Below are 15,678 nucleotides of genomic sequence, written 5' to 3'. Positions count from 1 at the left end.
CCGCTGCGCTACTGCGCCCCCAGCTTGCGGAAGTCCCAGGAGACGATCTTCTGCGGCGTCAGCCGCATCCAGGCGTGCCGGCCGTCGTGCGGCATCTCCTCCAGGCCGAAGTTCTTCCGCGCGAACAGCATCTCCGGGACGTCGAGTTCGGCGCGCAGCTCGCCCGTGCGCGGGATCTCGCCCACGAACTCGACGGTGCCCGACAGTTCGACGCCGCGCAGCTCGTCGTACTCCTCGCCCGTGTCGACCACGATCGCCACCCGCGGGTCGCGCCGCAGGTCGGTCCACCGTTTGCTGCGCACGACCGAGTACAGCCACATCGAGGTGCCGTCCCAGGCGAACCACAGCGTGCTCACGTGCGGGGCGCCGTCGGCCGAGACCGTGGCGACCCGGCAGGTGCGCTGCGTGGTGAGGAATTCGTCCAGCTCGCCCGGCGTCATCATGATCTTCCGGCCCCGGCGCTGCTGAGTGACGGTCATGCTCCCCCTCTTTCTTCTCTCACGTCGTGTCAGAGGAGATCCTCTGACATCACGTCAGAAAAGGATGGGTTCTCTTCCGTCCGTGCGCAATGGTGGTTACGCTCACGCGCCCAGCCGCCGGCGCCCAGGGGGAACCGTGCCCGCGCACGCAGAGCTCAGCGAACTCCTCGATCCGGGGACCACCGTGCTGCTCACCGTCGAGTGCCAGGAGGGCGTCGTCGGAGCGGACAGCGCACTGCCCGAACTCGCCGAGCAGGCACGCGAGGGCGGGGTGCTCGCCAACGTCGCCCGACTGGTGGCCGCCGCCCACGAAGGCGGCGTCCAGGTCGTCCACGCCATCGCCGAGCGCCGCCCCGACGGCCGCGGGGCCAGCCGCAACGCCCGCCTGTTCCGGGCCGCCGAACGCCTGCCCGTCCAGCAGCTGTCCGGCACGCCGGCGGTGCGGGTCGCGGCCCCGATCGAGGTCGCCGACGAGGACCTCGTCGTACGGCGCCTGCACGGGCTGTCGCCCCTCCAGGGCACCGATGTCGACCCGCTGCTGCGCAACCTCGGCTGCCGCACGCTGATCGTCACCGGGGTCTCGGCCAACGTGGCCGTTCCCAACGCCGTGTTCGACGCCGTGAACCGCGGCTACACCGCCGTCGTCCCGGCGGACGCCATCGCGGGAGTGCCCTCGGACTACACCCCCGCGATGATCCGCCACACCCTCGCGTTGGTCGCCACGGTCGCGACCACGGACGAGGTGCTGGCGTGTCTCGCGCCCCCGCGCGGGGTCAGGCGAGCGTGATCGAGTCGCCTTCCACGCTGATCTGCTTGGCCGCCAGAGGTTCGACCGCCGGTCCCTTCTTCACACTGCCGTCCAGGACGGAGAACTGGCTGCCGTGGCAGGTGCAGGAGATGATGTCCTCCTTGAGATCCACCATCGGACAGTCCCGGTGGGTGCAGATCGTCGAGAACGCCTTGTAGTCGCCCGCGGTCGGCTGCGAGACAACGACCTTCTCGTCCTTGAAGATCTTGCCGCTTCCCTCGGGGATGTCGGCGGTCTTGGCGAGGGCCGCACCGCCGGCTCCCGCTCCGGTGGACGAGCCGCCCCCTTCGTTCGTCGCGCCGCCCGCACCCTGTTCGGTGGACGGAGCGGACGGCTCGTCCTCGGATCCGCACGCCGTCAGCGCCACGGTGAGCCCTGCCGCGCCCACCGCCGCCACGAGAGTGCGGCGGCTCGGTCCCGACTTGGGCTGAACTGATTCGCTGGTCATGCTGACGTTCCTTCCGGGGATTCGTGATCTGCCGAGAGGTACGGCCCCTGGGGACCGGCTGTTCAGACGATGCCGAAATCCTGACCGGTCCGGGGAAGGACATGGGTAAAGCGGAGCTGTCGGTTCGCTGTCGGGTTCCGGGGCGTCGTAGCGAGGCGCTGGCGGAAGGACCGTCGCGGCCTCGACCGGTCCAGGACAGGAGTCATGACCTCGCACCGGCCGTTGCCGGGCTCACGAACCCCGCAGGATGTCCCTGGTGATGTCCGACAGTGACTTGCCGGTGCGGAAGGCTTCGGCGCGCATGAGGGCAAGCGCGTTCTCGGGGGTGATCCTCCGCCGGGTCGCCAGGGCGCCGACGGCACGGGCGGTGTCGAACCAGTGGGCGCGGACGACCTCTTCGGGCTCCCAGGCCGGTGCCTGGGCCCCGGTGATGATCATGTCGCGGGTCGGCAGGAGGGCGGCCGCCACGGCGTCGGCCACCTGAGACGCCTCCTCCAGAGCCTCCTTGCCCAGAGCGTGGGAGCGAAGCGCCAGCAGGTCGACCGTTCCCAGGACGTAGTCGCCGAAGAAGACGGGGAGCGCGTACACCGACCCCACCTGCGGCAGCTTCTCGCGCATGGTCGCACCGAAGAGGGGCCAAGGCGTCAGCTCCGCACGCAGGTCGTTCACCGCCACGGATTCACCGGAGTGCGCGGCGCTGATGCAGGGGCCTTCCAGCACGGTGAACTGGATCTCCTCCAGCAGGAGCGCAGTGTCGTCCGAGGCGGCGAGCAACTGGCGGGAAGGGGTGTCGGTGAGCAGGGACAGGGTGGTGCCGTCCACCCCGAGCCCTTCGCGCACCGCCCCGCACACCCGCCGTGGAACCTCCTCGGCGGGTGCCTTCGCCGCGGCCTCAGCGACCAGCCGCGCCGCCTTGACGGCGTCGGCCGTCATCCGGCCCTCCGCCGATCGGGCACGGACGGGAGGGCGGGCGGACGGCCGGCCGCGCACACGCGGAACGGGGTGACCCGCGGGCCGTGCCGGGGAGGTGTCTTCGGCGTGCGCCGGTTCGGCGTGTGCCGATTCACCGTCTGCCGATTCGGTGTGCGCCGATTCACCGTCTGCCGATGAGGAGCCATGCCCGCGGAGTACCCCACCTGGCCGTGACAACGCCGACCGTGCCTCCAGGGCGGTGTGCGTACGCAGGGCGCCGGCACTACTCCGACGAGGTTGCAGCGCACACGGAGGGTTACTCGTCGCGGACCGGCACTCACCGGCACTCATCAGTGCGCACAGGGAGGGCACAGCCACGATGCCAGGCACGCACGTACCCCGATCATTACCCGCACCTCTGCCTCACGAAGGACGTGACCGCGGATGACCCCTCGGAAATCACTGGCAGCGGCGGCCGCGGGGCTCACCGCCGGAGCCGTCGTCGTCCTGCGGCGCTCGAAGGCGCGTCCGGACGACCCGGCCGCCGGGGACCGCTGGCTGACCGTGACGATCAACCGTGCACCGGGTGACATCCAGCCCGAGAAGCTGCCGCCGCCGCTGCTGGAGTACGGCGACCGGATCGAGGCGCGGATCACCCCGGCGCCCGGCGACCGGGGCACCGAACTGGCCGTACGCCTGAAGGAATCCCAGGACGCCGCGGGCTCCCTGCCCGCACGGCTCGCCGGCCAGGACGAGCGCCAGGATCTGCGCCGCGCCCTGCGCGAGGCGAAGGCGCTGCTGGAGACGGGCGAGGTCATGCGGCCCGACACACCGCCCACCACACACGAGACCCCCGGCGGGAAGCTCGTCGGGCTGCTGTCCAGGCGCGCGGGCGGGGAGGGAGTGCTGTGAAGGCGTCAACAAGCTCGGCGTGGAGCAGGTGCCCGATCCCGTCCTGCAGCACGCGGCCTCCGAGGAACAGCATGAGTTCCCCCGGCTCCGCGAGAACGCCGGGGCGCAGCAGCTGGCCATGCTGGCCACGGCTGCCCGGGCCGCCGAGGCCATGGCGCCCACCCGCCCGCATCCGGGAGCCGAGACCGCGGCGGAGAACGTCGCCGTCGGCCCCGTGGCAGCCCTGGTCGACCGGACCCGGGACGCCGTCCGCAAGGCGATGGGCAAGGACGGCTGACGGCTCCCGCCGATCCGTCTGCCGGTGACCCGGGCGCCGAGCCGGGCGACGCGTGGCCCCGGTCCGGGGACGGACGGCGGCGCAGACCGGCGTAGGGAAGAACCCCCCGACCAGGGCGGCCCCTCGGCCGCGGAAGACGATCTCGTCGACCGCTGACCCAACTCGCGGACCGCTGACCCGACTCGCGGACCGCTGCCCGGACGAGTGGCGGCCGTGCCGTACGGGAGGGGTGGCGGCGGACGTACCGGGTACCCGCCGGACCATGCTCAAGCGCGCACTGTGGCAGGGACTGCTCGCCGGTACCGCCGGAGGGATCGTGATGACCCTCGGCGAGAAGATCGAGCAGGCCGTCACCGGCCGACCCGACTCCCATGTGCCCGCGCGGGTGTTGCAGCGGCTGACCGGCAGGCCCGAACGGCCCGGCACACAGCCGCTGCCGGAGAACTGGGCCATGCACTTCGGCCAGGCGGCCCTCCTCGGAGTGCTGCGCTCGGTCATGTCCCAGGCCGGACTGCGCGGACCGGTCGCGTCCGCCAAGTTCACCGTCGTCCGCCTCACCAACGACCAGATCCTGGAGAACGCGACCGGCGTCGGCGCGCCACCGCCCACCTGGCCGCGCACGGAACTCGTCGTGGACATCCTGCACAAGGCCGTCTACGCCTTCACCACCGGCGCCGTCGCCGACGCCCTCGCCGCCCGCGGCGGCCCCGGCCCCGGACAGCGCCACGCCGCCGTCCGCCCCGGCCGCCACGCCCACGTCGGCCCGCTGCCCCGCGGGCACGCCTACGGCGCGTGACCCCGGCGGCCCGCCGGGGCGCTGCGTGCTTTCAGCTCCGCCGCCTCCCCGGGGCTGTGCCGAAACTCGCCTGTCCCGCGGCGCGCGGGGGTCACACGGCCGTCAGCGTGCGTTCGCTGGGCACCCGCACGTCCCGTACGGCGAAGCCGCTGCGCACCCGCGCCGGTATGCGCCGCAGGGAGATGCGCAGGTCCTGGTCGGGGACGGTGTAGTCGAGGCCGGCCAGGCGGAGCGCGAGGGCTTCGAGGAGCCCGATGGTGAGGCCCTCGCCGGGGCAGCGGTGGCCGGTGCGCGGTTCGCCACCGCCCTGCGGGATGAGCTCGTCGCGCTCGACCGCGTGCTCGAGGAACCGCTCCGGGCGGAAGACGTACGGGTCGCCCCACAGCTCCTCGTCGTGGTTCTGCCCGAAGACATCGAGCAGCACCATCGCGCCGGCCGGCACCGAGACGCCCCTCCAGGACAGGTCCCGCACGGCGAGGCCACCGAGGAACGGCGCGAACGGGTAGAAGCGGCGCACCTCGTGCACGAAAGCGGCCGTGTAGGCGGTGTCGCCACCGCGCAACCGTTCGCGCTGGTTCGGTTGCAGATGCAGCGCGTGCGCCGTGTAGGCGACGAACCAGCAGACGGCGACGGTGGGCCGGATGACGTTCAGCAGCTCGACGGCCGCCGTGTGCGGGTGGAGCAGGTCACCGGTGGCCTCGCGGTACCGGCACACGGCGGCGAGCACCGACCCCTCGGGGGCGGCGACCCTGCCCGAGCGGACATCCTCGACCAGCCGGGTGAAGCGCTCCTCCTGCCGGCCGCGGGCCCGCCGGGCCCGCCAGTGCCGTGGCCCGGCGGTGGCGAAGCCGTCGACCATGGCGACCAGGTCGCGGGCGAGATGCTCCGTCTCCCCGGCGCCCTCGTCGAGCGGGACGCCCGCCCAGCGGCACACCCCACGGGTGAGCACCACGCTCGCCGCGTCGAACAGCACGACCTGTTCGGCCGTGTTCCACTGCCGTACCGCGTCGTCCCACACGGGGGTCACGTGCTCGACAAGGCCGGCGATCCGGTCGGCTTGCAGCAGCGGCAGGAAGAACTCCTTGCGGGCGCGGTGGGCGCCGCCGTCGAGCGTGTGGACGGCGTCGTGGCCGAACAGGGTGCTCAGCACGGGGCCGGGGAGGGCGCCGCCGCGCTGCACGTTGTTTTCGTCGTAGAAGAACCGGACAGCCTCCGGACCCCGGACGGCGAGCGCGGGTTTGCCCATCACACGGGTGCGTGCCACGCCGTCGGGATGCTCGCCGAGCAGGCCGGGCAGCCAGGAGTAGCCCTGGACGAGAGCCGGCAGAGAACGATCGATCACGGGCGACCTCCGTAAGTCCATGGCCGCCGGGTGCCCATGCTCAGGGCCGCGACACTCGCTCCACCCCGTCCCACGGACCGCCCTGATCTCCAGACCGTGCCCGGCGACCTGGCCCGGCCCTGCCGCCGCGGCCACCGGAGTAGCGTGTGTAGCAGAGGCCGAGCCGCGCCGATCCTGAAACGGCGTCAGGCAGTGGCCGCACCGGAGATGTTCCCTCGGACGTTGGACGCCGTCGCCCCGGTGGCACGACCGATGCCGGCCCAGGGGGTCGCGGGCCTTGCGAAGGAACACATGATGAACGCCGATGACAGGTACGACAGCAGCCACATCACCCAGTGGCTGCTGGAGACCGACTCCCTGGAAGACTTCCTCCAGACGCTGGCCGACGCCGCCCTGGAACTGTCCCGTGCCGAGGGCGCCGGGCTGACCCTGGAGCGCAACGGCCGGCCCGTCACGGTGGTCAGCGCAGGACCCGCGGCGCCGAAACTGGACGAGAAACAGTACGGCCAGGACGACGGCCCCTGCCTGCAAGCCCTGCGCAGCGGCGAGGAGATCATCGTCGCCGACATGCTGGACGAGAGCCGCTGGGGCGACTACCCCGCCTACGCCGTGTCCTGCGGGATCCGCTCCTCCTTCTCCCTGCCGATCGCCTCCGGCACCCACACCGCCGGCGCCCTCAACCTCTACGCCGGCCCGGCGGACGGGTTCGAACAGACCGACCTCACAGCCCTGCGCTCCCTGGCCGCACAGGCCACCGGCGGCATCGCCCTGGCCCAGCGCATCAGCGACACCCAGGAATTCGCCGACCAGCTGCGGACCGCCATGCAATCCCGCAGTGTCATCGACCAGGCCCTCGGCGTGATCATGGGCCAGCGCCGCTGCACGGCTGACGCGGCCTTCGGCATCCTGCGCTCCGCCTCCCAGCACCGCAACATCAAACTCCGCGACCTGTGCACGGAGCTGATCACCAATCTCACCGGCCAGGCCCCCACCACTCCCGAACTGCGCCCCCGCGCTTGACGCGGCCCCGTCGTGGGCGATCACCCTTGGTTACTATGCTCACCTGCTCGGGAAGCGGGGAGGGGCCGTTGACGGGCGATTCCCGCTGCTGCGCCCCTCACATGGCGGGCGTGGATTGCAAGGTTGACGAGATGGGTGGCCTGGGAAATGCTGAAAGAGGTCACCGCGACCCGCTACATCGCGCCCCTGCGTGAGGGCGGTTCGCTGCCGGGGCTCGTCGAGGCCGACGACTTCGGGACGTACGTCCTGAAGTTCACCGGCGCGGGACAGGGGCGCAAGACGCTCGTCGCCGAGGTGGTCTGCGGGGAACTCGCCCGCCGGCTGGGGCTGCGGGTGCCACGCCTGGTCACGGTCGGACTCGACGCGGAGCTGGGGCTCGGCGAACCCGACCAGGAGGTGCAGAGCCTGCTCAGGTCCAGCGGCGGCACCAACCTCGGCATGGACTTCCTCTCCGGCGCGCTCGGCTTCGACCCGCTCGCCTTCACGGCGAGTCCCGAGGAGGCCGGGCGGATCGTCTGGTTCGACGCGCTGGTCAACAACGTCGACCGGTCCTGGCGCAACCCCAACCTGCTGATGTGGCGGGGCGAGTTGTGGCTCGTCGACCACGGGGCGACCATGATCTGGCACCACAACTGGCCCGGCGCGGAGGCCTCCGCGGCCCGCCCGTACGACGCCTCCGATCATGCCCTGGCGCCCTTCGCGCCCGATGTCGCCGCCGCGGCGGCCGAGTTGGCGCCCCGGGTCACCGAAGAACTGCTCGCCGACGTCACCGCCCAGATCCCGGACGCCTGGCTGACGGGCGAGCCCGGCTTCGACACCCCGGACGACCTCAGGCGGGCCTACGCGCGACCGCTGCTCGCACGGGCCGCCGTCATCCACGACCGCATCCAGGGGACCAAGTGAGCGACCGGCACATCATCAGGGGCGGGACGCGCGACCGCCAGATCTACGAGTACGCCGTCCTGCGCGTCGTCCCGCGCGTCGAGCGCGGCGAGTGCATCAACGCCGGGGTGCTCGTCTACTGCCGCGCCGAGTCCTACGTCGGCGCCCGCACCCACCTCGACGAGGCCCGCCTGCTGGCCCTCGACCCCGAGGCCGACGTGGCCGGGGTACGCGCCGCGCTCCGGGCCGTGGAGGGCATGTGCGCGGGCGGCCCCGCGGCCGGCCAGGCGGCGGACGACACCCCCGGCAGCCGCTTCCGCTGGCTCGTGGCCCCCCGCTCGACGATCGTGCAGCCCGGCCCCGTCCACACCGGCCTGACCACGGACCCGGCGGCGGAGACGGAGCGGTTGCTGGACCTGCTGGTGAAGTGACACCCGTCGCGCCGGGCGCCGGCTCACCCGTCGCGTCCGGGCGTCAGCTCCGCCTGCGCTTCACGACGTAGCCGGCCGCGAGCGTGGCGCCGACGGCGAAGGCCAGACCGACACCGACGTCCCAGGTGCTCGGCCCCGAAGCGGCCGCGCCCCCGAGTCCGCCCCTCGCGCCTCGGGACGGAGCGCTCGTGGGCGTGGGAGCGGTGGTCGCCGTGGGAGCGGTGGTGGGCGTGGGGGTGACCGGGGGAGGTGTGCTCGCCTGGCCGGTGGGGGAGATGACACCGGCGCCGCGGCGGGGCAGTGCCTCGCACGCGATGCCGTCGTCCGGGCCCTGGTCCTCGTCGAGACGGTTCGGGTCACTCGGGTCCGCGTCGAAGACGGCCTGCGCGTCCTCCTGGAAGGCGAAGTCGCGGCAGTCGCGGTCGGGCTGGGCAAGAGCGGGGTCGGCCAACGGCACGATCGCGGCGATCGCGAACAGGGTGCCTATGACACCGGTGCGACGGCGCATGGGGGCGCCTCCTTTCCGGCCACGAGTGGCTCGCCCTCCGACGCTAGGTGCGCCGGGCGGCGGCGGCGCGAAGCCGTAGGCCGATCGGGTGTCCGTGCGCGCCGCGCGGGGCATGGTGGCCCAGGGTGATGGATCACATGCCCCGCCTGGCCGTTGACACCGCGTGCCAGGGCTTCTAGCGTCACATCCACTTGAAGGTACTAAGCGGTCGCTCACCTGAGGAGAAGCAGCCATGTCCACCACTGAGCAGCGGGTCGCCGTCGTCACCGGTGCCGCGCGCGGGATCGGCGCCGCCACCGCCGTACGACTGGCCGCCGAGGGCCGCGCGGTCGCCGTGCTCGACCTCGACGAGGCGGCCTGCAAGGACACCGTCGAGAAGATCACCGCCGCCGGTGGCAAGGCCATCGCGGTCGGCTGTGACGTCTCGGACGAGGCGCAGGTCGAGGCGGCCGTCGCGCGGATCGCCGAGGAGCTCGGCGCGCCGACGATCCTGGTCAACAACGCGGGCGTGCTGCGCGACAACCTGCTGTTCAAGATGAGCGTCTCCGACTGGGACACCGTCATGAACGTGCACCTGCGCGGCGCCTTCCTGATGTCCAAGGCCTGCCAGAAGCACATGGTGGACGCGGGCTTCGGCCGGATCGTCAACCTGTCGTCGTCCTCGGCGCTGGGCAACCGCGGGCAGGTCAACTACTCGGCGGCCAAGGCCGGTCTCCAGGGCTTCACCAAGACCCTCGCCAAGGAGCTCGGCAAGTTCGGCGTCACCGCCAACTCCGTCGCCCCCGGCTTCATCGCCACCGAGATGACCAAGGCCACCGCCGACCGCGTCGGCATGGGCTTCGAGGACTTCAAGGCCGCCGCCGCCACCCAGATCCCGGTGGCGCGCGTCGGTGAGCCCGAGGACATCGCCAACGCCATCGCCTTCTTCACGGGCGAGGCGGCCGGGTTTGTCTCCGGCCAGGTGCTGTACGTGGCCGGCGGACCGCTCGACTAAGGGACGGCAGACATGACTTCCGTGGAACTCTCCGGCAAGGCCGCCCTGGTCACGGGCGCCAGCCGCGGCATCGGCTACGGCGTCGCGGAGGCGTTCGTCGCCCGCGGCGACCGCGTGTGCATCACCGGCCGCAACGAGGACGCCCTCAAGGAGGCCGTCGAGCGGCTCGGCTCCGACCGCGTGATCTACGCGGTGGGCAAGGCGCACGACGAGGCCCACCAGGCCGCCGCCGTCGAGCGCACGATGGAGGCCTTCGGCCGCGTCGACTACCTGGTCAACAACGCCGGCACGAACCCGGTGTTCGGCCCGATCGCCGATCTGGACCTGAACGTCGCCCGAAAGGTTTTCGAGACCAACGTGGTCTCGGCGCTGGGCTTCGCCCAGAGGACCTGGCACGCCTGGCAGAAGGACAACGGCGGCGCGATCGTCAACATCGCCTCCGTCGCCGGCCTCTCGCCCTCGCCGTTCATCGGCGCGTACGGCGTGAGCAAGGCGGCGATGATCAACCTCACCGTGCAGCTCGCGCACGAGTTCGCGCCCAAGGTCCGGGTCAACGCGATCGCCCCGGCCGTCGTGAAGACCAAGTTCGCCACCGCCCTGTACGAGGGCCGGGAGGAGGAGGCGGCGGCCGCCTACCCGCTCGGCCGGCTCGGCGTGCCCTCCGACATCGGCGGCGCGGCAGCGTTCCTCACCTCCGGGCAGTCCGACTGGGTCACCGGCCAGACGCTCGTCGTGGACGGCGGAATCTTCCTCAACGCCGGCACGGGCTGACGCCGGCGGGTACGCGGTTCGAGCACGGGCGCCCCTTCGCGCAGGGGGCGCCCGTGCGGGCGTAAAGACACGGCAAACGGGGATGACAACGTAGTCAAAGGTTTATCGATCAAGGAGTCATGTCACGGGGCGGGTCAGCAGGCCCAGCACTGCGGTATGGTCTGCCGACCCTTGGTATGGCAGATCGAGGAGCGTGCGCGTGTTCAACCGGAACCGATGCCTGCGGCGGGTGGCGGCCATCGCGTCCATATCGTCCCTGGTCGCCGGATGCGGCGTGTTGTCGTCCGACACTCCGGAGGACGAAGGGCCGATCGTCGTGGGCACCACCAGTGCCCCCAGCACGCTCGACCCTGCCGCCTCCTGGGACAGCTCCTGGGAGCTGTTCAGGAACGTCTACCAGACGCTCCTGAGCTACCAGACGGGCGCGAGCCAGCCCCAGCCGGACGCCGCCGAGCAGTGCGGCTTCAGCGACTCCTCGAACCAGGTGTACCGCTGTGAGCTGCGCGAGGGCCTGAAGTTCTCCAACGGCGACGCGCTCGACGCGCGGGCCGTGAAGTACTCGTTCGACCGGATCCGCAAGATCAACGTCAACGGCGGCCCGGCGGGTCTGCTCGGCAGCCTCGAACGGGTCCAGGCACCGAACGACCGCGAGGTGATCTTCCACCTCAACAAGCCCGACGCGACCTTCCCGTTCGTGCTCGCCACCCCCGCCATGTCGATCGTCTCCCCGGCCGCCTACCCGGAGGACTCCCTGCGCAAGGGCACCGACGTCGTCGGCTCCGGGCCGTACACCCTCGACTCGTACGACGACGGCAAGGAAGCCGTCCTCGTCCGCAACGACGGCTACAAGGGCTTCGCCGAGCGCCGGAACGACGGGGTGACCATCCGCTACTTCCAGGACTCCGGCGCCATGGTCAAGGCCCTGCGGGACGAGCAGATCGACGTGACCTACCGCGGTCTGGCCGCCGGCGACGTCGTCGATCTCCAGAGCAAGACCTCCAACGAGAAGGAGATCCAGCTCGTCGAGGGCACCGGCACCGACATCAACTACCTGGTGTTCAACCCGAAGGACTCCTGGGCGAAGCGCAAGGCCGTACGCCAGGCCATCGCGCAGGTCGTCGACCGGGCGGCGATCGCCCACAAGGTCTACAAGGACACCGTCGACCCGCTGTACTCCATGGTCCCCAAGGGCCTCACCGGTCACACGACGGGCTTCTTCGACGACTACGGCGACCCGGACGTCGGCAAGGCCCGCAAGATCCTCACCGGCGCGGGCATCAACCAGCGGGTCCCGCTCACCTTCTGGTACACGAGCGACCGCTACGGCTCCGAGACGGCCGCGGAGTTCAAGGAGCTGGAGCGCCAGCTCGAGGACTCGGGCCTGTTCGAGATCACCCTCAAGAGCCGCCCCTGGAAGACGTACGTCGAGGGCTACCAGAAGGGCGAGTACCCGGTGTTCGGGCGCGGCTGGTTCCCCGACTTCCCGGACGCCGAGAACTTCATCGCGCCGTTCGTCGGCGAGCAGAACGCCCTCGGTACGCCCTACCCGGCGCCCGAGATCACCGGCGATCTGCTGCCCCGCTCGCGCCGCGAGAGCGACCGCGCGAACGTGGAGAAGGAGTTCGAGGAGGCCCAGCGGATCCTCGTGGACGACGCGCGGCTGCTGCCGCTGTGGCAGGGCAGGCAGTACGTGGCGGCGAGCCGGGACATCTCGGGCGCGGAGCGGGCCATGGACCCGTCGACGATCATGATGATGTGGGAGCTGCACCGCAAGACCGCCTGGTAGGCGGGGTGGGCAGCGGGCTTTCCCGGCGCGTTGTCAGTGGTCGCCGGTAGGTTCTGTGGCCTGGAAGTGACCGCACATCGTGAGGACGTTGACGTGACCGACATCTCCATGCTGCCCGAGTCCTGGCGCGGGGTTCTGGGTGACGAGCTTCAGCAGCCCTACTTCAAGGAGCTGACGGAGTTCGTCGAGGAGGAGCGGGCGAGGGGTCCCGTCTATCCGCCGCGCGAGGAGGTCTTCGCCGCGCTGGACGCCACGCCGTACGAGCGGGTCAAGGTCCTGGTCCTAGGCCAGGACCCGTACCACGGCGAGGGGCAGGGGCACGGGCTGTGCTTCTCGGTCCGGCCCGGTGTGCGGATTCCGCCGTCCCTGCGGAACATCTACAAGGAGATGCGCGAGGAACTGGGCACCCCGATCCCGGACAACGGCTATCTGATGCCGTGGGCCGAGCAGGGCGTCCTGCTGCTCAACGCGGTGCTCACGGTCCGCGGCGGTGAGGCCAACTCGCACAAGGGCCGGGGCTGGGAGAGGTTCACCGACGCGGTCATCCGCGCGGTGGCCGGCCGGACCGACCCGGCGGTGTTCGTGCTGTGGGGGAACTACGCGCAGAAGAAGCTCCCGCTGATCGACGAGTCGCGGCACGTGGTGGTCAAGGGAGCGCACCCGTCGCCGCTGTCGGCGAAGAAGTTCTTCGGCTCTCGTCCGTTCACGCAGATCAACGCGGCGGTGGCGGCGCAGGGGCACGAGCCGATCGACTGGACGATTCCGAACCTGGGCTGACGGCGGCCGACGCTCCGGCGACGTACGGAGCGGCCTCATCCGGATCCTCCCGGCCTGCGGTTAGCGTCGGGGGGAACAGCGGGCGAGCGGTGCGGAGGGCGTGGTCGTGGAGCGACAGGGACAGGCGGCGCCGGATGCCGTGCCGACGCGGATCGGGCAGGTCGTCATGCTGCACCACGCCGGGGACCGGGAGGAGGCCCGGCAGCGCTTCCTGGACCTGTGGGCGGAGATCGGGGAGCACGGCGACCCGCTGCACCGCTGCACCCTCGCCCACTACCTGGCCGACACGCAGGACGATCCCGGTGACGAACTGGCCTGGGACCTGCGCGCGTTGACGGCGGCGGAGGAGATCACCGACGCCGGGACCACCTCGGGGGAGGGGGCGCTCGCGGTGCGCGCGTTCTACCCCTCCCTGCACCTGAACCTGGCCGCCGACTACGACAGACTCGGCCACCGCGACGCCGCCCGCGCACACCTGCGGCGGGCCCGGGGAGCGGCCGCCGCCCTCACCGACGACCCCTACGGCGAGAGCGTCCGGGCGGCCATCAGACGGCTGGAGTCCCGGCTGGGCGAGGGCGGCGGGGGGATGTGGACACCGCCGAGGCAGCGGCCGTAGCGCCCGGAGTCGTGCACGGTGGCGCTCGCGGCCGCCCTCGTCGTGCCGACCGGGGTCGGCGTCCCGCTCGCGTCGGTCCGGACGCCGCTCAACGCCCGTAGGTGTCGCGGCAGATGGTCGCCTCCGGGCTGTCCGCCCGCCACCCCCCGTACCGCCTGCCCAGCGCGCACACGTCCGTGCTGTTCGGGATGTTCTCGTGGACGTCCTGACGTACCGAATCCGAGACGTCGGGCAGGTCGGTGGGGGGACGTCGTGGGCTGCGCGGGGCCGGCTCGGGGCGTTCCGGGCGGGCGGGGCGCGGGCGGACCTCGCGGATGCCGGGCGGCGGCCGCATCCGCTCCGGCGAGGCCGCCGGGGGAGTGGCCGGGCGGGTTGCGGGGGCTGTCGGCTCCGGGCGGCGGGACTCCTCGATGAGTTGCAGGGCCTCGCGGGCCGGTGCCTGCACGATCTGTGTCTGCGTCCGCCCCTCCGGCTGCGGCGCCGACGGCCGGGACGGGGCCGCCGGCGGCCCGGGAACGGGGGCATGCCGGACCGTCGTACAGCCGGTGAGGGCCGAGACAGCCACGGTCACCAGGAGCGTCGCTGTGGTCGTCGTTCGATGCACCCGCGCCACTCTGGTGCGTCCGGCCCGCGGCAGGGCGGCGGACAGCCGGAGGATGCCCCGCACGGGTGATCTCGCGCCCCGTACGAAGGCAGTCGGCCCGTCCGGGGTGACGTCAGTCGCCGGTCGAGCCGTCGATGCGCTCGCGGAGCAGGTCGGCGTGGCCGTTGTGCCGCGCGTACTCCTCGATCATGTGGGTGTAGATCCACCGCAGGTTGAACCGCTCGCCGGTGCGGCGGTGCTTGCCCTCGGAGATGTCGTCCAGGACGAAGCGGGCGGCGTTGGTCCGGGCGGTCTCGATCTCGGCCTGCCAGGCGGCGTGTGCCTCCTCGTAGGTGTCCGCCCCGGTCAGATGGAACTCGCCGTCCGGGTCCTCGTCACTCCAGTAGAGCGGCGCCGCGTCCTCGTTCGTCAGCACCCGGCGGAACCAGTTCCGCTCCACGTCCGCCATGTGCCGCACCAGTCCCAGCAGGGAGAGCTCGGAGGGCTCCACGGCGGGCGACCTGAGCTGCTCGTCGCTCAGCCCCTCGCACTTCCACGCGAGGGTCTGCCGGTGGAACTCCAACCAGCCCTCCAGCATGGTGCGTTCGTCGGCGGTCGTGGCAGGAATGCGGCGTTCGGTCGTCATGCCCACATCCTTTCCCAGCGCTCCCGGCCGCACCACGGCATTTTCAGGCCCCGAGCATCCCGTCCAGCAGCTCCCGCAGCCCGGCCCGCACCTCCTCCAGGCTCGGCACCTCGGCACCGAACGACCCCGCCACACAGCTGAACATCAGCCCGTCCGCCCAGGCGATGAGCGACAGCGTGTGCCTGGCCGGATCCGTCGAGCCCATTCCCGTGACGAGGGCGGCGAGCTGGTCCCGGAAGCGGGCTCCCGTCGCGTCGAAGTAGGCCCGCAGTTCTGGGCGGCGCGTGGCCTCCAGGGCCAGTTCGTAGCGGGCGACGGTCAGTTCGCGGTTGCGGGTCAGGGCGCGGTGCGTGGCCAGGGCCAGCGCGTCCGCCAGGGGCGCGGCCCCGGCCCGGGGATCCGGCATCTCGTGCAGCGCCAGCACCCGCGCCTCCCGGTCGGCCAGACGCCGCACCGCCAGTTCCAGCAGGGCCTGGCGCGTCCGCGCGAGGTTCGACGTGGAGCCCTGGGGGAGTCCGGCCGCCTCGTCGACGGCCCGGTGTGTGAGGCCCCGCATCCCCCGCTCGGCGAGCAGGGCGAGGGCGGTGTCGGCGACGAGGTCGGAGCGGGAGGGGCCGGCGGCGCGTACGGACATGGAGCTCACGCTACCCGTCTCACTACAGCTGTAGTACGGTCGATGGTGAACTACAG

General features: G+C 71.9%; 20 protein-coding genes. 12 read left to right on the top strand and 8 right to left on the bottom strand.

All coding sequences use genetic code 11. The features are described 5' to 3' along the window. Positions 1 to 8 precede the first annotated feature (8 nt). Positions 9 to 479, bottom strand: coding sequence for a pyridoxamine 5'-phosphate oxidase family protein (locus QC385_RS03275; RefSeq protein ID WP_279539705.1), 471 nt, complete (start codon positions 477 to 479; stop codon positions 9 to 11). A gap of 136 nt (positions 480 to 615) precedes the next feature. Here QC385_RS03275 and QC385_RS03270 point away from each other — a divergent pair, with 136 nt between their 5' ends. Next, positions 616 to 1,266, top strand: a complete 651-nt coding sequence (locus QC385_RS03270) for a cysteine hydrolase (protein ID WP_279539704.1) — start codon at positions 616 to 618, stop codon at positions 1,264 to 1,266. Here QC385_RS03270 and QC385_RS03265 read toward each other — a convergent pair. Together QC385_RS03265 and QC385_RS03260 are read right to left on the bottom strand one after the other, a co-directional pair. Then, positions 1,253 to 1,735, bottom strand: coding sequence for a Rieske (2Fe-2S) protein (locus tag QC385_RS03265; protein WP_279539703.1), 483 nt, complete (start codon positions 1,733 to 1,735; stop codon positions 1,253 to 1,255). The genes QC385_RS03270 and QC385_RS03265 overlap by 14 nt on opposite strands. Before the next feature lie 231 nt (positions 1,736 to 1,966). After that, on the bottom strand, positions 1,967 to 2,668 hold the full coding sequence (locus QC385_RS03260; protein ID WP_279539702.1) for a GAF domain-containing protein: 702 nt from the start codon (positions 2,666 to 2,668) through the stop codon (positions 1,967 to 1,969). A gap of 423 nt (positions 2,669 to 3,091) precedes the next feature. Here QC385_RS03260 and QC385_RS03255 point away from each other — a divergent pair, with 423 nt between their 5' ends. The 3 genes from QC385_RS03255 to QC385_RS03245 all read left to right on the top strand — a co-directional run bounded on the left by QC385_RS03255 (position 3,092) and on the right by QC385_RS03245 (position 4,632). Next, on the top strand, positions 3,092 to 3,559 hold the full coding sequence (locus QC385_RS03255; RefSeq protein WP_279539701.1) for a hypothetical protein: 468 nt from the start codon (positions 3,092 to 3,094) through the stop codon (positions 3,557 to 3,559). A gap of 19 nt (positions 3,560 to 3,578) precedes the next feature. Continuing rightward, positions 3,579 to 3,836, top strand: coding sequence for a hypothetical protein (locus QC385_RS03250; RefSeq protein WP_336621267.1), 258 nt, complete (start codon positions 3,579 to 3,581; stop codon positions 3,834 to 3,836). Positions 3,837 to 4,098: 262 nt separating this feature from the next. After that, a complete protein-coding gene (locus tag QC385_RS03245; protein WP_279539700.1) occupies positions 4,099 to 4,632 on the top strand; it encodes a hypothetical protein in 534 nt (177 codons plus the stop codon). A 91-nt stretch (positions 4,633 to 4,723) separates the two neighbouring features. Here QC385_RS03245 and QC385_RS03240 read toward each other — a convergent pair whose 3' ends face one another. Next, a complete protein-coding gene (locus QC385_RS03240; RefSeq protein WP_279539699.1) occupies positions 4,724 to 5,995 on the bottom strand; it encodes a cytochrome P450 in 1,272 nt (423 codons plus the stop codon). A 273-nt stretch (positions 5,996 to 6,268) separates the two neighbouring features. On the opposite strand from QC385_RS03240, the gene QC385_RS03235 reads away from it, so the two are divergent. The 3 genes from QC385_RS03235 (at position 6,269) to QC385_RS03225 (ending at position 8,307) form a co-directional block, all read left to right on the top strand. Then, a complete protein-coding gene (locus tag QC385_RS03235) occupies positions 6,269 to 6,994 on the top strand; it encodes a GAF and ANTAR domain-containing protein (protein ID WP_279539698.1) in 726 nt (241 codons plus the stop codon). A 147-nt stretch (positions 6,995 to 7,141) separates the two neighbouring features. Then, positions 7,142 to 7,897, top strand: a complete 756-nt coding sequence (locus QC385_RS03230; RefSeq protein ID WP_279539697.1) for a HipA family kinase — start codon at positions 7,142 to 7,144, stop codon at positions 7,895 to 7,897. After that, positions 7,894 to 8,307: a DUF3037 domain-containing protein gene (locus tag QC385_RS03225; protein WP_279539696.1), complete on the top strand. Its 414-nt coding sequence runs from the start codon at positions 7,894 to 7,896 to the stop codon at positions 8,305 to 8,307. The genes QC385_RS03230 and QC385_RS03225 overlap by 4 nt, the downstream gene beginning before the upstream one ends. A gap of 43 nt (positions 8,308 to 8,350) precedes the next feature. Here the strand turns inward: QC385_RS03225 and QC385_RS03220 are convergent, their stop codons facing one another. Beyond that, a complete protein-coding gene (locus tag QC385_RS03220) occupies positions 8,351 to 8,815 on the bottom strand; it encodes an excalibur calcium-binding protein (protein ID WP_279539695.1) in 465 nt (154 codons plus the stop codon). Between the two features lie 232 nt (positions 8,816 to 9,047). On the opposite strand from QC385_RS03220, the gene fabG reads away from it, so the two are divergent. From fabG to QC385_RS03195, 5 genes are all read left to right on the top strand, one after another. Beyond that, positions 9,048 to 9,809, top strand: a complete 762-nt coding sequence (gene fabG / locus QC385_RS03215; protein ID WP_020270157.1) for a 3-oxoacyl-ACP reductase FabG — start codon at positions 9,048 to 9,050, stop codon at positions 9,807 to 9,809. 12 nt (positions 9,810 to 9,821) lie between these two features. Continuing rightward, complete coding sequence (locus tag QC385_RS03210; protein WP_086850935.1) at positions 9,822 to 10,580, top strand: SDR family oxidoreductase; 759 nt, start codon at positions 9,822 to 9,824, stop codon at positions 10,578 to 10,580. A gap of 199 nt (positions 10,581 to 10,779) precedes the next feature. Next, positions 10,780 to 12,366: an ABC transporter substrate-binding protein gene (locus QC385_RS03205; protein ID WP_279539694.1), complete on the top strand. Its 1,587-nt coding sequence runs from the start codon at positions 10,780 to 10,782 to the stop codon at positions 12,364 to 12,366. A gap of 93 nt (positions 12,367 to 12,459) precedes the next feature. Continuing rightward, the gene (gene ung, locus QC385_RS03200) at positions 12,460 to 13,143 is read left to right on the top strand and encodes a uracil-DNA glycosylase (protein ID WP_279539693.1); all 684 of its coding nucleotides are present in this window, start codon (positions 12,460 to 12,462) and stop codon (positions 13,141 to 13,143) included. Between the two features lie 100 nt (positions 13,144 to 13,243). Beyond that, positions 13,244 to 13,759, top strand: a complete 516-nt coding sequence (locus QC385_RS03195; RefSeq protein WP_279539692.1) for a hypothetical protein — start codon at positions 13,244 to 13,246, stop codon at positions 13,757 to 13,759. 88 nt (positions 13,760 to 13,847) lie between these two features. Here the strand turns inward: QC385_RS03195 and QC385_RS03190 are convergent, their stop codons facing one another. The 3 genes from QC385_RS03190 to QC385_RS03180 all read right to left on the bottom strand — a co-directional run bounded on the left by QC385_RS03190 (position 13,848) and on the right by QC385_RS03180 (position 15,622). Further along, positions 13,848 to 14,363, bottom strand: a complete 516-nt coding sequence (locus tag QC385_RS03190; protein WP_279539691.1) for a hypothetical protein — start codon at positions 14,361 to 14,363, stop codon at positions 13,848 to 13,850. Between the two features lie 112 nt (positions 14,364 to 14,475). Then, a complete protein-coding gene (locus QC385_RS03185; protein WP_279539690.1) occupies positions 14,476 to 14,988 on the bottom strand; it encodes a DinB family protein in 513 nt (170 codons plus the stop codon). A gap of 43 nt (positions 14,989 to 15,031) precedes the next feature. Then, complete coding sequence (locus tag QC385_RS03180) at positions 15,032 to 15,622, bottom strand: TetR/AcrR family transcriptional regulator (RefSeq protein ID WP_279539689.1); 591 nt, start codon at positions 15,620 to 15,622, stop codon at positions 15,032 to 15,034. Between the last annotated feature and the right edge of the window lie 56 nt (positions 15,623 to 15,678).

Source organism: Streptomyces sp. DH10, assembly GCF_029813805.1.
Taxonomy (GTDB): Bacteria; Actinomycetota; Actinomycetes; order Streptomycetales; family Streptomycetaceae; genus Streptomyces; species Streptomyces coeruleofuscus.
The sequence above is the reverse complement of the archived record's forward strand: the minus strand, read 5'-3'. Positions and strand labels throughout refer to the sequence as shown.

Excerpts from the sequence above, each read along its gene's own strand:
- QC385_RS03275 (WP_279539705.1), bottom strand. The coding sequence starts at position 479 with ATGACCGTCACTCAGCAGCGCCGGGGCCGGAAGATCATGATGACGCCG.
- QC385_RS03240 (WP_279539699.1), bottom strand. The coding sequence starts at position 5,995 with ATGGACTTACGGAGGTCGCCCGTGATCGATCGTTCTCTGCCGGCTCTC.
- QC385_RS03180 (WP_279539689.1), bottom strand. The coding sequence starts at position 15,622 with ATGTCCGTACGCGCCGCCGGCCCCTCCCGCTCCGACCTCGTCGCCGAC.
- QC385_RS03265 (WP_279539703.1), bottom strand. The coding sequence starts at position 1,735 with ATGACCAGCGAATCAGTTCAGCCCAAGTCGGGACCGAGCCGCCGCACT.
- QC385_RS03245 (WP_279539700.1), top strand. The coding sequence starts at position 4,099 with ATGCTCAAGCGCGCACTGTGGCAGGGACTGCTCGCCGGTACCGCCGGA.
- QC385_RS03260 (WP_279539702.1), bottom strand. The coding sequence starts at position 2,668 with ATGACGGCCGACGCCGTCAAGGCGGCGCGGCTGGTCGCTGAGGCCGCG.
- QC385_RS03210 (WP_086850935.1), top strand. The coding sequence starts at position 9,822 with ATGACTTCCGTGGAACTCTCCGGCAAGGCCGCCCTGGTCACGGGCGCC.
- QC385_RS03220 (WP_279539695.1), bottom strand. The coding sequence starts at position 8,815 with ATGCGCCGTCGCACCGGTGTCATAGGCACCCTGTTCGCGATCGCCGCG.
- QC385_RS03185 (WP_279539690.1), bottom strand. The coding sequence starts at position 14,988 with ATGACGACCGAACGCCGCATTCCTGCCACGACCGCCGACGAACGCACC.
- QC385_RS03230 (WP_279539697.1), top strand. The coding sequence starts at position 7,142 with ATGCTGAAAGAGGTCACCGCGACCCGCTACATCGCGCCCCTGCGTGAG.
- QC385_RS03235 (WP_279539698.1), top strand. The coding sequence starts at position 6,269 with ATGAACGCCGATGACAGGTACGACAGCAGCCACATCACCCAGTGGCTG.
- fabG (WP_020270157.1), top strand. The coding sequence starts at position 9,048 with ATGTCCACCACTGAGCAGCGGGTCGCCGTCGTCACCGGTGCCGCGCGC.
- QC385_RS03255 (WP_279539701.1), top strand. The coding sequence starts at position 3,092 with ATGACCCCTCGGAAATCACTGGCAGCGGCGGCCGCGGGGCTCACCGCC.